Source organism: Sporosarcina sp. P16b, assembly GCF_002743065.1.
Lineage (GTDB): Bacteria > Bacillota > Bacilli > Bacillales_A > Planococcaceae > Sporosarcina.
This window is the reverse complement of record NZ_PDYO01000013.1, coordinates 1-14,869: the sequence shown is the minus strand read 5'-3', so window position 1 is coordinate 14,869 and position 14,869 is coordinate 1. Positions and strand designations below refer to the sequence as shown.

The 14,869-nt window shown below is 38.6% G+C and carries 9 protein-coding genes; 2 read left to right on the top strand and 7 right to left on the bottom strand.

Translation table 11 applies throughout. From position 1 onward, the window contains the following. Positions 1-116: 116 nt before the first annotated feature. The 7 genes from CSV77_RS12840 to CSV77_RS12810 all read right to left on the bottom strand — a co-directional run bounded on the left by CSV77_RS12840 (position 117) and on the right by CSV77_RS12810 (position 12,700). The gene (locus CSV77_RS12840) at positions 117-2,441 is read right to left on the bottom strand and encodes a winged helix-turn-helix domain-containing protein (RefSeq protein ID WP_099673719.1); all 2,325 of its coding nucleotides are present in this window, start codon (positions 2,439-2,441) and stop codon (positions 117-119) included. Positions 2,442-2,478: 37 nt separating this feature from the next. After that, positions 2,479-5,040, bottom strand: a complete 2,562-nt coding sequence (locus tag CSV77_RS12835) for a helix-turn-helix transcriptional regulator (RefSeq protein ID WP_099673718.1) — start codon at positions 5,038-5,040, stop codon at positions 2,479-2,481. A gap of 72 nt (positions 5,041-5,112) precedes the next feature. Further along, entirely contained in the window at positions 5,113-6,387 is a 1,275-nt protein-coding gene (locus CSV77_RS12830; RefSeq protein WP_158232077.1) for a helix-turn-helix domain-containing protein, read from the bottom strand. Between the two features lie 32 nt (positions 6,388-6,419). After that, positions 6,420-8,147 carry a polysaccharide deacetylase family protein gene (locus CSV77_RS12825; protein WP_099673717.1) on the bottom strand — a complete coding sequence of 576 codons (1,728 nt, stop codon included), beginning with the start codon at positions 8,145-8,147 and terminating at the stop codon, positions 6,420-6,422. A 32-nt stretch (positions 8,148-8,179) separates the two neighbouring features. After that, positions 8,180-9,976 (bottom strand): glycosyltransferase family 2 protein, encoded by a 1,797-nt coding sequence (locus CSV77_RS12820; protein ID WP_099673716.1) that lies wholly within the window; start codon positions 9,974-9,976, stop codon positions 8,180-8,182. Between the two features lie 15 nt (positions 9,977-9,991). After that, complete coding sequence (locus tag CSV77_RS12815; RefSeq protein ID WP_099673715.1) at positions 9,992-11,311, bottom strand: nucleotide sugar dehydrogenase; 1,320 nt, start codon at positions 11,309-11,311, stop codon at positions 9,992-9,994. 18 nt (positions 11,312-11,329) lie between these two features. After that, entirely contained in the window at positions 11,330-12,700 is a 1,371-nt protein-coding gene (locus tag CSV77_RS12810) for a polysaccharide deacetylase family protein (protein ID WP_233212246.1), read from the bottom strand. Between the two features lie 925 nt (positions 12,701-13,625). Between CSV77_RS12810 and CSV77_RS12805 the strand changes: the two genes are divergently transcribed. Both CSV77_RS12805 and CSV77_RS12800 read left to right on the top strand, forming a co-directional pair. Continuing rightward, complete coding sequence (locus tag CSV77_RS12805; protein ID WP_099673713.1) at positions 13,626-14,009, top strand: helix-turn-helix domain-containing protein; 384 nt, start codon at positions 13,626-13,628, stop codon at positions 14,007-14,009. 226 nt (positions 14,010-14,235) lie between these two features. Further along, positions 14,236-14,466: a hypothetical protein gene (locus tag CSV77_RS12800; protein WP_099637340.1), complete on the top strand. Its 231-nt coding sequence runs from the start codon at positions 14,236-14,238 to the stop codon at positions 14,464-14,466. Positions 14,467-14,869: the final 403 nt, after the last annotated feature.

Here is a 14,869-nt window from a genome sequence, read left to right as displayed (position 1 = left end):
AAAGCGACACTCCTGACTAAAGGAGTATCGCTTTCAAGTCACACTCTATTGTTTATACGCTGTTAACCTAACTAGTATTTTTTATTTTCACTTTTTTTCGCGTAGTGTCAGCAACACTATGATAGAATTCTGTTATTTGTTGCCTGTACTAGTCGATCTACATAGAAATACGGAACGTGCGTCCAGTTCACATCATGTTGTTGTTTACGAACTCTGACATATTCCTTCAACAGTGAACCTATTGTCTCTTCTTTGATAAATAACTGCGCATATTCATATTCTTTACTATAAACCATGGCTTCATGTAAAGAATGTGCCATTTCCAACCAGTACTCTTGATAGGCGTAACACAAGCTTTCTAAAATTGTTGCTTCGATAAATGTCTCAATTTGCCCTTCCTGTAACGCTTCAATTTTCACATGTACTACTTTCTTTAACGCTTCCCTCCATTGGCCTTTTTGCAAAAGTAGTCTTACATCTACGAGTGTGACAAATGGATGTTGAATATTATCCACGAAATCCTCCTTCAATTTCAAAAAGGAGATTTCTGCTTCTTCTAGACGACTTTGCTTCAAGTAAATAAATGCTTCAAATGCATATAAAAAGTCTTTCCAGTAGCTATCTTCTGTATAAAACAGGGCACTCTGCAACGTTCCATGCGCATTTTCCATTTCGCCATTTGCCATATGTAGCTTACAACTCAATACATACATAGGAATTAGTAGACCTGGATCTTGGAAGTGATGGGCTGACAGAAGTGCTTCTACTTGGTGTTCTCTAGATTCTTTCATTAAGCCTTTCATATACAATGTTTCCGCTTGAATTCCGTGATAGTAACCGATTATAGAAAGTTTATTTGCTTGGCAAGATTGCTTTTCCAATAGGTATTTCTGTTGTTCAGGGGTTGCTGACATTTTACGTGAACCCAATGGTGTACGTGATAACGTAGGCTCGGTTTTATTGAACTGAAGTGGCAGTAAATATAGCTTAGAGCGTTTTTCTACGTTAAAATCAAATCCTTTTTGCAGCCACTCCCCTACTTCTGTCACACCGCCCATTCGGATGATCGTAATGTAGGACTTGATTAAGAAATAGTCGTAGGGAGCGGATGGGCTTCTACTGGTAAAAGCATTCCATTCTTTTCGATTCTCTTGTGTTGTCATTTTACTTGTGACGAGATCCGCTGCATCTATTTGGTGCTCGGAAAGAAGAGAAAAAGCATACAGTAACTGAAGATCCAAAGTTAATGGAATATGAGCTTCTTCAAATTCACGGCACCAAGATATGAAAGTAGAGGTTTCTCGACTTTTGATAATGTCCACGCCGTGATTCATCATCCAAGTAGTTGCAAGTGGATACGCCTTTCCTATCAATGCGTGTGTGATTGCACATACAATATCACCTTGCTGGAAGTATACACCTGCTGCTTTTTTATGAAGCTCTAATACAAACTCCTTTGAATAGGTTTGTTGCAACTTTTGCTGTAAGGCTATAGAAAAAAGGGGATGATAACGATAATATGCGTTTTTTTGCGTGTCCATTTCTATGAAAAAGCCTTTTTCCTCTAAATTTTGTAAATGGACCAGACTTTCATTATTCCCGAGTAATGCGTCGCATATTCTTTGATCCATTGTATTCAAGATGGATGTTGTTAAAAGGAAATGCTGTGCCGAGCTTGAAAATTCACCCCATAGATCATTCATTAACACATTCATAGTGTACCTTCCAGAATGCTGCAGATCATACGTATTTTGTGACTGCACAACATTTCGTAGTGCCGCAGGCCAACCTTCTGTCTGCACGAATTCTTGCCATACTGATTGTTGCTGTTCGGGTTGGTTTTTCAAATATTTTTTCATATCTACGACCGTAAAACGCAGATGCTGCATTTTCACTTCAGTAACAGTGAATAAGGATTGCCAGAGTGCAAGTGTAAAAGGAGGGAGGTGGCGACTAGCAAAGCATATCTTCAAGGATTCGGGTAAATCCATTACAAAATACTGAATCATTTCCAACAGTTCTGGAGCAGTAATATGATGAAAATCGTCAATAATTAATCGAACCCGCTTTGTCATTACATTACCTAGTTCTTTGTAGAAATTCCACATCGTGTTCAAATCGTTGCGGTCTGCATCGACAAGTTTTAGCTGTAATTTTTCTTGCGGAAGCAAATTGCACGCCGAGTAGACTGTATAGAGGATATATCGAAAAAATTGCTCTGCATCATTATCAGTTTCATCGACTGTCAACCATGCGACGTTTTCATTCAAATTACCTGACCAACTAGTCAAAAATGTTGTCTTTCCATAACCTGTTGGAGCAGTAATGAACAGTACCTTTGATTGCACTGCTTCATGTTGGACAGCAATCATATTCTCTCCGCTAATCCACTCATCACGTACGGTAGGTTTTTGTAATTTTGAGGCTAGTAATGTGGTCATGACCGTCACCTCCTAATCAATAGTAGTATATTTTGTTCTACTGCCAATCCATGACTTGCAGTATTGCTTGAGTCCGTGAGCTAACATTGAGTTTTTTATAGACTTTCGATAAGTACACTCTAACGGTTCCTTCCGAAAGAAAAAGCTGTTCCGCAATCTCCCTGTTGGATGAGCCGGTTGCGAGTGCCTTAATCAACTCTTCCTCGCGGGGAGTTAAATTGGGTTTACTACTTTGATGAGCAGCCGCACGATGAGCGATATGATCCGTCCGTAGCGACTCTGCAAAGACAAGCGGAACTGTCTTCCAATGCGGTTGTTCAAAGTTCATTCGACATTTTATATAACTCATTAGCACTGGATTCAATGCTTTTTCGTCCAAAAACATGCGTTTAAAGCCCGACTTTACCGCTAATTCCAATGCTTCATGAAGTATATCGATTGCTATCCTTTTTTTGTTGTTATTCCACATACAGATGGACCGCAATATCTTTGCCTCGATGGTAGTTGCTATATGCAATGCTTCTTTAGCTTCTTGCGTAACTTGATCAATACAATAAAGGGCTTTTCGCGTATTGCCTTTGGCCATATGCAGTCGCGCTTGTACAAGCACCCTGAACTCCATATCAAATTTCGCTTGCCGATGTGTTAAATTATATGATCTGTTCAATTCAATCTCTGCCTGGTCGAAGGATCCTTCACGAATATAGCCTAGTGCTTTCATTATAATTAAAATACATTGCCAGTTAGTATTAACCGTTGATTCCATCGCGTGGTTTAATATGGCCTGAGCTTTAACGAACTGCTGATTAGCCAGATACATTTTAGCCTGTAGAATGTACATGGGTATAGACAAGCCTGCATCACTATGACGATCAGTATATTCTATAGCCTTTTTCATATAATACGTGGATTCGGATAATAGATTCATTTCATAGAAGGCTTCCGCTTGTAGACCATGACTGTATCCTGCCAAATTATGAGCAAGGAATTTATCAGTACGTAAGACGTCATTCAGTGTAGACAGTCGTTTGACAGAGTGTAGTCCACCTCTATTGCCTAAACAAGTTCTCAGCAATTGAGGTTGAAAGTGGTTATACGTCATCGATACGTTTTTCCATCGTAAATCAGCGGAAAATGAATGATTGTTAATTCGCTCTTGCGAACCTAAGTCTTTTTTCTCTGTCGGACCACCCTGTGTAAACAACATAAACACTTTTACAATGTCTAAAATTAGTGTGGCATCTTCTAACGAGTCTTCCTTTTTCCAACCTGTTTTTTGATCCCTACGGTCAAGCTCTCGAATAATCAATCCCGCTTTTTCCATTTCAAACTGAATGGCTAGATTGAACGCATATACTGCAAGCGTTTCCGCATGGAGTTCGAAAGAGCTTTTACGTAGTATCAACATCCATCGCATGAATGTCTCGGTCTGTTTGGATAAAATGATGTTTACCAGATTCTCTTTAATCCAACGATCAGCTACATCAAATAACTCCCCTTTAATCGCCAACTCAATTCCTGTTGCATAATCGCCTTGTCCATAGCGGATATGTGCTGCTTTAACATACACCTCATTTATACAGTCATTCGAAAAATGTCGACGTCTTTCATTCTGTAAGGCAATTGAAAATAGACTATGGTACGTGTACGTCAGTTGACTGTCGGTTAACTGATTAAGAAACAAACCTCTCTTTTCTATTTCTCTCAGGACTTCTTCACTATCATTACGATTCAATAACTGATTACAACTTTCGGGTGTTACATATTGTAATACCGATGTACGCATGAGAAAGTCTTGCATGAAGGGAGTGAGACTGCACAATACTTCATACACTAAGTAATTTGCTACGACAGGTGATAGGACGGAAGATTCCTCCACATTCCATTGGGGATCTTCTGCTGATCCGTTGAGACTTATCAATTGAATACCTAAAGGCCAACCTTCTGTAATACGTAATACTTGCTCGTAGAAAAATATTGAATATCTCGATAGTGAAGAACGCTTGTCGTAAAACTCTCGGATTTCATTCAATTGGAATTGCAGTTGTTGGATACCGATTTCGTACACCCAGCCCTTTGTCCGCCACTTGGAAACGGATAACGGCACTTCATTTCGGCTTGTTATGAGAACCTTTATATGACGCAATAAAGAATCGATGAATTGGTTCATCATGTTATGAATGACAGGATTCGTGATTATATGATAATCATCTAGAATCAGTGTAACTCTTCTTCGTTGGGCATTTAGTTCATTCAACAGCATATCGACAATCATGTAATAGGGCGGACTTGTTTTGATGAAAGACAATAACTTTTCTGCATCAATCATATTGCCGCTTTTCTCTAATGACGTAATCATGTAGGACCAAAAACGAATGGGGTCGTTATCCATTTCGTCTAATGTGAGCCAAGCCGTCGAATCTGTTATGTGGGAAAATGATTTACTTAGCAACATGGTCTTTCCATATCCCTCCGGTGCGCGAACAATGGTAAGTCGCACCAACTTCGAGTGAATAGGAATTTCTATATCTTTTCTACTGATTACTTCTTCGTTTGCTATAGGCATTTTAATCTTTTCATTAGCTATATATACTTTCACAAATCTTCACTCCCTTCGATTGCATTACGACTCCCACTAGAACTCAACTATACGTACTAGTTTTACGCACCTTTACGAAATGTCAGTGTTGAAAAATATTTCGCCTATTGGCTTATTGAGCACATCCGATATTTTCTTCATGGTCTTAGCACTTGGATAGTAAGCACCATTCTCTATTTTGGATAAAGCTGTACGACCGATGCCCACCCGCTCAGCCAATTCAGCTTGCGTCAGGTTCATTTGTTTCCTGAGTTCTTTTATATGATTGGCAAACATCTCGTTTTCTCCTTTCACTTTCGCTTTATAATTGACTGCGTTATTTAGGAATTTCAATGTGGAGTCTTCCATTCCACCCATTCGCCATAGGGAAACTCTCATTTGTCCCTCTTCAGCCGCAACTTTCATCCATTGATACAAGGTTTGCTGATCTCCGTACCAAACTGTGTACGTATCACCGTGTTCATCTTGATAATCAAAGTACATACCGCCACTAGATGGATCTCGTATGGGCTTCACCTCACTTTTTCTAGCAAGTTCTTCTGCCTCTTTTTCAGTGAGGGTTTTCGTTTCATCTTTTCCATGTTGCCAACTAAAACCGCCAGCCGACAATGCGATAACTGGTTGCCCAGGAAGGGTATTCATTTTACCCACTACTTTGCGGATGAATTCATCGTCTGCTTTTGGCCCTGGACCTGAATGGCCGCCAAATAAGTTATAGGCCATCATGACGTAGACTGGCCCTACAGGAAAATTGTATTGTTCGACGTCTAAGTTGGGTTCCAATACAATACGCAATGGCTTTCCTTGTGCTAACAGAACATCATATAATTCTTTATAAAATTGAAGCAAGTTTGACAGATCTTCCCCATCTACATTTTCATAATCTAGTTCTAACCCTTCGAATTGATAGGCGTTGATGTATTCCAAAATATTATCAATATGCCGTTTACGACTTTCCGGCGTTTCTACCAAGCGTCCAATTAGTTCGGAGTCTTTGTGAACGACCGTTCCATCAGGCAGAAACTGATCATTAACAATGGTTAAATCGAGTGGGATATTACGTTCCTTTGATAGTATTTTCATAGCACCAATGGCATCGTCCATTTTGTCCCGTAAATATATGTGATCCTCCCCGTCAAAATAGGCTGCAAAAACCTGTGCCCTATCTAGAACTTGAACTTGTCGGAGGTCTCCCACTCCACTTTGCCACTGCCACTCAGTCACCCAAGCCGAAAGTTCCAATTCATCTAGAATGGATAAATCTACGGTTTGCTGTTTTTTATCCTGACATCCACTAAAAAAGAGGCAGGAAATCATCATGAATAGTATTTTTTTATTAGTAAGCATTGAAATCCCGCCTTTTCAACTGATGCCGGTTATTAGAAGTTATCGACTACCCAGTTCATTGCTGACTTGATAGAACCAACAAATGTATACATCAGTTGCTGTGGCTTTTGTATTTCATTTGTGAACAAGGTCGTCTGCTCAACACCACTGTCCGCTAATGAAGCAATCGTCACTTCACTAAACTGTGCATCATGAATTGGATCATTGAAGTCTCCCGGTACCCAGGTAGAACCCAGTGCTAGCTTTCCAGCTTGAATGTCTTGATTGACTTCTAGATTACTTACAATTTTTTTGTTATTTAACCTGATGTTTAATATATTATTCTGAAGTTTGATGTCTATGCTTTTTTCATTAGGCAGTCCATCGCTCCGTGCTTTATCTTCTTTTCGTGAAATGGGGTTTTCATTATTTGTTGTTTGGACGATTTCAACTTTTGGTATGGACTGTTTTACAAGTAGTTCTTTCAATTGTCCCTCTACCTTTTCCTCGATTACTAAATAATTATTTTCAACTGTAATTTTCACGTAAGAGTCGCCATTATCGCTATGTCGTAAGAAAATGGATTGTTGGCCCTCGATACTCCCCCCTACTTTTCCTGTAAACTGTATATCTTTTGCGGTATTCTCCTTCAGTACCAGTTTTCCAACCTTTTTTGATTTTGAAGTAAGGGTAATCAGACTATCACGAAATTCCGCTGCGCTTTCAATTGCTTTCCATTGGTTGGCTTGTTTTTCGTTACCCTTTACGAAATCTACTTTTTGATTTGTATCATTTTGTATTTTCATGAGTAAATGATTCGTAGACCAAGAAGGTTTTGGCTGAACGCGGGTTAGGTTATATAATTCTCTTCCTTTAGTGTTAAGTGCATTTCCTTCTTGATTAAAGTGCATGTCAAATGTTTTTCTAATCTCTTTGTCATTGACGTCTGTAACCAATTTGTTTGCTGTATTATACAAACCATTTGCATGCATAATCATGTAGACCCCAGGAATAGCACCCAATTTTTCTTGATAGATTTTGCGCATCGCTTTGTAATCATTTGTGATGCGCTTCTCCATTTCCAATCGATTCTCACTTGGAATCAAATATTGATCGCGGATGAAGTCCATCGAAAAGTGATTGTACGATTCGATTTTATCTTTACTTAGCACTTCTTCATCATCACGAATATTCAAGAACGTGCCTTCCTTATTAAAGATATTGATGTATGTTAAGCGGTTACCGTTACTACCTAATTCCCAAAACCCACTTTTTTGCATTTGCTTTAGGTGTGAAGGTTGAAGAAAACGTTTATCGTTCTCATCTAACTTGTTGGCGAAAGAGAGCAATGTCGCTTTGTAGTTATACTTCTTCAACAGTGGATTGACGTAAACGCTCGTGTCTGTACGTCCATCTTCAAATGCAAGAAATAATGCTTTCTCAGGTAATGGTTTCTTGTTTTTGTAGAAATTCAGAATATCTTGTTGAGAGATCGTCTCATATCCTTGTTCTCTCAACGCTTCCAACTGCCGTTGCAATTGCTTATTTGCAAACAGAGAATCTGATCCATCCCTTGATACACCTGGATATGAAAGGGCTATAAAACCTTGCCTGTTCTTCCACTTTTCATTATTCAATGCATCATAACGATTCATTTCAACAAACGCTTGGAACACAAGAAATACAATGACCAATAAAATACCTAATTGAAGAATTGATCGTCTGACTTTCCGTCGGTTTTTCTTTTCATAATCTAATATTTCATCACTTTTTCGTTTCATACGTCATTCTCCTTATCTACAAACTCATATAGTTATGATTTAATAGTTAGAGGATCTTTTTTCAACTTCTTGCCCAACTTCTTATCGCGCGCTTCAATATCTTGTGGCGTATCGCGTGTTCCCCAAGTAGATTTCCAGAATGTCACCCATGCAATAGGCATCTGCCATAATAGAACGGCTTCATACATCAAAACGAAGACAAATCCGAAGACCCACAGACTGCTTTTCTTAAAGAACAAGTAGGCGGCACTCATCATGAAGGCCATGAGAAATAGTCCCAGCAAGAAGGTGGTGGGGAATATACCGTAAAACAGCGGCACATAGAGTAAGTTGTACAATACGACGACTGGTGCAGCAATTGGTACAATCAGTCCTACGTAAAAGAACAAAGCCATAAATACTTCTTTCCTCCAAATAAATGTTCCTGCTCGTAGTGATTCACGTAACCAAGAGCGTTTCCAGCGCATTTGTTGCTTTAAAAACACGCCAAATTTATCTGGGACAACTGTTGAACAGATGGCCCTATCTTGGTATGCGGTGCGGTGTGTTTGTAAAATATAGTTGGTCATACTGCGATCGTCTCCGAAAGTCGCTGGATGACCTAAGAAAGTTTGATTAAGCCAATCCTCTTGGTGGTCGAGAATTAGAGACTTTCTATAACAAGATAATGGACCCGATAAACAAGTGACACAATCGAAGTAAGATTCTGCTGCTTTCATGACGCGAAAAGCGATATAGTAACGGACAACTTGTAATTTTGTAATACTATTTACATATTTATTTTCCACATCTGTGCGTCCTGCAACGCCACCCATTTTAGGATCTTGAAATGGTTGGACTAAATTCAAAATGGCATTTGGTTCTAAGAAACTATCTGAATCGACAAAAACAACAAGATCATGTTTGGCCATTGCCACGCCATCTACTAATGCTTTGCGTTTCCCGCCGTTTTGCGACATTACGTATACTTGTAAACGTTCTTTGATTTTGTATACTTCATCTTCTTGTTCTAACCTTTCTACTGCTTTCCAGATATTTTCGACTGTGAGATCTGTAGACTGGTCATCTACGACGATTACTTCCAACTTATCGATTGGATAGTTTTGATTCAGGCAACCATATATCGTTTTATGAATCCACTCTTCTTCATTAAAAACCGGAATAATAATGGATACACCTGGACGATAATTAGAATTGATTGGTACATTCCTATAGAAAGCTCCAAATATATATCGAGTGAGCAAAAATGTAGCTGCAATCAAACTATAGAAGTAAATAAACTTATTAAATTTAAAATAGACTAGACTTTCAATTCGCATCAATACAATAAAGAATGCAACAAGTAAGAGACTGGCAAGGGTGAAGGTTGTGATAAACTTCCACTTCGTTCTCCGGAAGTAGGAATCTAGTGACTCGACGAATGTAAAGACCATCTTCCAAGTGATTTCGTCATTTGGCATTTTCACTTCCTGCCAACTAACTGTTCCACGAATCCTCACTGTCGACTCGTATCCTTCTTCCATCGTTCCTTTAGGAATTTTAAAACGTAGGTTTACTACATCGCCGGCTTTCAGTGAATTCATAGATGGGTCGAAGTCGACAAGTAGGTCTGTCTTGGATAATTCAATCGCTTTTGTTTTCATTTTTTTACCAACATTTTTATTTTTCATTGTGATAGTAAAATTACATGAGTAGGAATTCTTCAACAGGCGATTTGTTTCGACCATTTTACCTTCGTCATCTCTTTGCAGTATTGGGACGTTTGGAAGAAGGACCGATTCACTAGTGTGTCTAATTACTGTTTTAGCATTTAATTTTTCTTTCACCATAATTTCACACCTTTCTTATAGACTCCAATACCGGATATTCTGATCTTCAAATTCTTTTTTCTCGTAGATTCCTTTAACATCCACCAGTAGTTGAGTAGTATCCGTTTCGAACATTTGCTGGAAGTCCTCCAACGTGAGTCCTCTATATGCTTCATGTGGCACCGCTACAATGACTGCATGCAATCCTTTGAATTCCTCTGTGGAGACAAGCGTGATACCACACTCTTCTTTAACGGCTTTGGGATCCGCCAATGCATCTGCGACAATTGGCTCGATTCCGTACTCTTTTAATTCCTTGATAATATCGAGTACTTTTGTGTTACGAAAGTCAGGACAATCTTCTTTAAAAGTAAGACCTAATACGCCTACTTTGATATTGTTCAGATTCACTTTCTGCTGTACAAGAATCTTAAGGATTTGCTGGGAAATATATGCCGCCATCGAATCATTGATATGGCGACCCGCAAGTAATATTTTAGATCGGTATCCGCAATCTTCTGCTTTAAACGTTAAATAGTAGGGATCGATCCCTATACAGTGACCACCTACTAATCCCGGAGAAAAGGGTAGGAAGTTCCACTTTGTTTTTGCTGCACGCAATACCGCTTGTGTGTCAATTTTCATTTGATTGAACAACATGGAGAGTTCATTCATGAATGCGATGTTAATATCCCGCTGCGCATTCTCGATAACCTTTGCCGCTTCTGCTACCTTTATGCATTCCGCTCGGTATACACCAGCTTCGATAATCATTTCATAGACACTTGCGATAGTATTTAGTGTTTCCTCATCACTGCCAGAAACAATTTTTACAATGTTCTCTAGTCGGTGGACTTGATCACCTGGATTAATACGCTCTGGCGAATAACCTACTGTAAAGTCCGTACCGAATTTCAGGTTAGATGCTGCCTCTAGTTCAAGAATGCACACTTCCTCTGTAACTCCGGGATATACAGTTGACTCATAGACTACGACTGACCCCTTCTTCATATTTCGACCTACCACTTGGCTGGCCAACTGTAGGGCTTTCAAGTCGGGAAGGTTTCCAGACTGAATAGGTGTTGGGACGGCGACAATGAAAAACTTTGCGTCCTGCAAATCCGTTTCATTTGATGTAAAGAGCATACTCGTATTGCGGACTCGTTCATCCCCAACATCACCTGTTACGTCTATACCAGCAAATAACTGATCAATCTTTTTTTCACTAACATCAAAGCCCATGACATCAGCTACTTCAGAAAAAGCTATAGCTACCGGTAGTCCGACGTAACCTAATCCAACTACTGCAATCTTTTCTTGTCTATACATGATTCGCTCGTATAATGAATTCACCATTCATACCACCTCTGTCATTTAGTTATTCTTCATTCGCATTAACTCCGTCATATGTTTAAATGTATAGCCTTCTTCGCGTAATGTATGGATAACTTTGGGGAGGGCTTCGATAGTGTGCGTGCCGTCTAGGATGTGAAGTACAATGACACTTCCATCTCCGCGTTTGTTGATGATACGTTTAACGATTTCATCGGCATCATTTTCTATATCCCAGTCAAATGGCGTGACATCGTACAATGCAATGCTTTTGTAACCCGTTGCCATAGCTATTTTTGCTGTCTTTTCATCTATTTCACCTGTAGCTGGACGGAATAGCATGGTCGGTTTTGCTTGAATCGCTTCAGTAATGACTTTATGCGCTTTAACCAAATCCTCTTGCAGTTCTTCAGGTGTGATTTTTGTCACTACTTCATGACCGTATGAGTGACTAGCCACTTCATGACCTTGCTCATAAATTGCTCTAGCTAAGTTTGGATTTTTCTCTACCCCTTTACCAATCAAGAAGAATGTGGAGGGAACTTTCTCTTCTTTCAAGATCTCAAGAATCTTTGTAACTGTGTAATCACTTGCCCAGTCATCAAATGTCAGTGCGATCACTTTTTCTTCTGTAGGTGCATCGTAAAAGATATTTGGTTTAATATCGCTATAGTTTGGATTGATTTTAATTCGATCATAGCCGGCTATTTGTTCTAATGGTTTACGCTTGGTACCTTTATTAACTAGTTCATTTAACGGGATTAATTTATAACCTGTATTTTCAACAGCCTTCGCGATATACGGTATAGCTCCAACCACGTCGGGATTAATATCCGTATGCATGGAGATAATTGATCCACGCGTTATATACCTTTCAATATATTTGCCGATTGTCTTAGCTCCTTGCATCTCCCCTTCTCGTGGGTTGATTGTGTAATTAATAACGGCATCCATACCAAGTTGTGCAGTAACGGCTTGAAGATCCTCATTGTATTCACCCGATCGTGTTCTGACATAACGGGGCGTTATACCAGTTTCTTTTCGAATTACTTCATTGCTGAGTTTGACTTCTTTATATAATTCCTCATAACTCATATTCTGAAGATCCAATTGATTTAGTGTGTTGTTTTCTATTTCATGACCGCGATCCAAAATCATTTTGGCAATTTCGGGCTCTTCTGCTACTCGTATACCTGGTAAAAAGAATGTAGCTGGAATATTGTTTTCCTCTAGTGCATCCAAAAGCTCCACCATTGTCTTTTTGTCAGCCATTCCATTAAACGTAAGGGATAACTCCTTCCTAGTAGTCCATACATAAGAAAGAACTTCACTTTTCCCTTCCACGTATGGGGCGACCTTTTCACTAGCTAGAGCAACGGCTGCTGAATCACCACTCTTTTTACCTCCAAACAATGGAGAACATCCACCTACTACCAATAAAGAACATAGAAGTAATAAAAGAGAGGTAGATTTCAATTTGTTAAGATTATGAGATTCCCGATATTCATAACGCATTCTCAACACCTACACTTTCCGTATCATCATAAATTTTTATACTTTTATGCGTAATTCTTGAAAACAAACGCATTCCTTGTATGTGTATTTTGATCAACCAATGTTAATAGAGAATCTAGAGCAGCTGTTATGCTAATTTATTAGTACATTTTCTTTACTTAACAACTTTTACACTATCTTTTTATCGTAATAATGTACTTTATGTCTTTCACCACTGGCGCTGTTGGAAGTAAGTAAAAAGCCTTGTAAATACGGATAAAAGTCAGGGCAGACATTTGCATATTACAAGAGCGTTTTCAATTATAATCAAGTTACTTACCACCTCCTTTTTACCATTAACTTTCGTGTTGTTTTTCTAAACAAATAGGTTAAAAAAACCATTTGTTTAGCCTTACAACACATATTAAATTGATTTGTTCTTTTTGTCAACACATTTATTAGTTAATTCTGCCAATTACTTTTGGAATACCACGAACATCTATTTTTTTAGTCCTAGTTTATTCTCAATGCACTGAACATTACACTAAAGGTTATTAAACTTGGGGATATGGAGGATAGTAGCACTTAAAAAAGTTGTAAAATGATAATGCCGCTCACAATATAATGTGTTAGTGATAAAATATACAACTTTTTCCTCAGATTCTATCCACTAGTAATATAGACTTTTAAATTAAATTCAAAAATTACTTTATGATTTTTCATTTAAAGTCTTTCTACCTAAAAGCGTTAGGCAAGTATTTCCTGCTTTTTATAAGTAAATAGGTTATGATAGGAATACATACTTTGCAATATTAGTCATCAAGAAGTTAAGGAGGGAATATGTTTGAACAAATTTGGAATTCGCCTACGAAAATTGCGTGAACAAAGACAAATGACTTTACGTTATTTAGCTGATCTAGCTAATCTGAGTTACTCCTTCATCGCTTCATTGGAAAAAGGTAGATACAACCCTTCTCGTGAAACGATTTGTGCACTAGCAGCTGCCTTGGAGGCAGATAAGAATGAGTTACTAATATTGGCAGGTTACCTACCGAATGAAACAGTAGATCAAGCCATTTCATCTTCAAAAAGTGATGAGCCGTCCAAAGAAATTGAGCTAGAGAAATTATTGCAAAAACCAGTATCCTTTAATGGTATAAAGTTATCCAACGCTGATAAAAATGCTTTGTTGGCATTCATGCAAACTATGTATAATTTTAAAAATTAATCTTTTTTACCCTTTTGATTTTTTTGACAATACTCAATAGTATTTTATAACATTTTACTATATAATAACTGTACAATGATTCTTCTATTCGCAAGTATAATTTCAGCTTTATATTTTCAGCTTTATATTTGAAGCCTATTCTGAAATACTTGCTGAATAGGCAATCGTTTACTCTCCTTCTCCCGTCGCTCAAGTCTTCATTCTATTTGTTTAGGAGATGAGCAGTATGCCGGCTTATATGGTCAATGAGTATTACGTTTTTACGTCGTACGAGGAAATGTCTTCGCTTATTCATGATATTATCCACTATTCTCTTTTGCCTCCACAACAAGATCGCCATTCATTTTCTATTCTAACTGGTTATCTGGACACAACTACACTTAAATTCAAGTCAGACAATGGACTATCCATTGCATTACGCTATGAAAGCGAAGACGATATTTACTACCCCGTATGATTAGTTAGCCAGCTTCAATCATCTCGAATAGAAACATTCGCTGTCTAATCCATGGGCTTTCCGACATGGATTTTTTTATCGTCTCGCTACGGGGGATGATTGATTGGTGCTTGGTTCGCAAGGTTTATAGTGGGTAAGTGGCAAGGCGATAGTGTGCCTGGTGTGCTTCATTGAGCGGATAAGCGGGATAGACCGCTTGGGATGTTTCATTGAGCGGTTAGGCAGGGGGATAGAGCGCTTAGCGCGACTCATTGAGCAGATAAGCGGGACAATAGAGCGCATACCATGCCTCATTGAGCGAGTAAGCGAGACGATAGAGCGCTTAACATGATTTATTGAGCAACTAACTAAAATCTACAATCACTCAACTCTAAATTTAGCTCATATATATAATTAAACACAA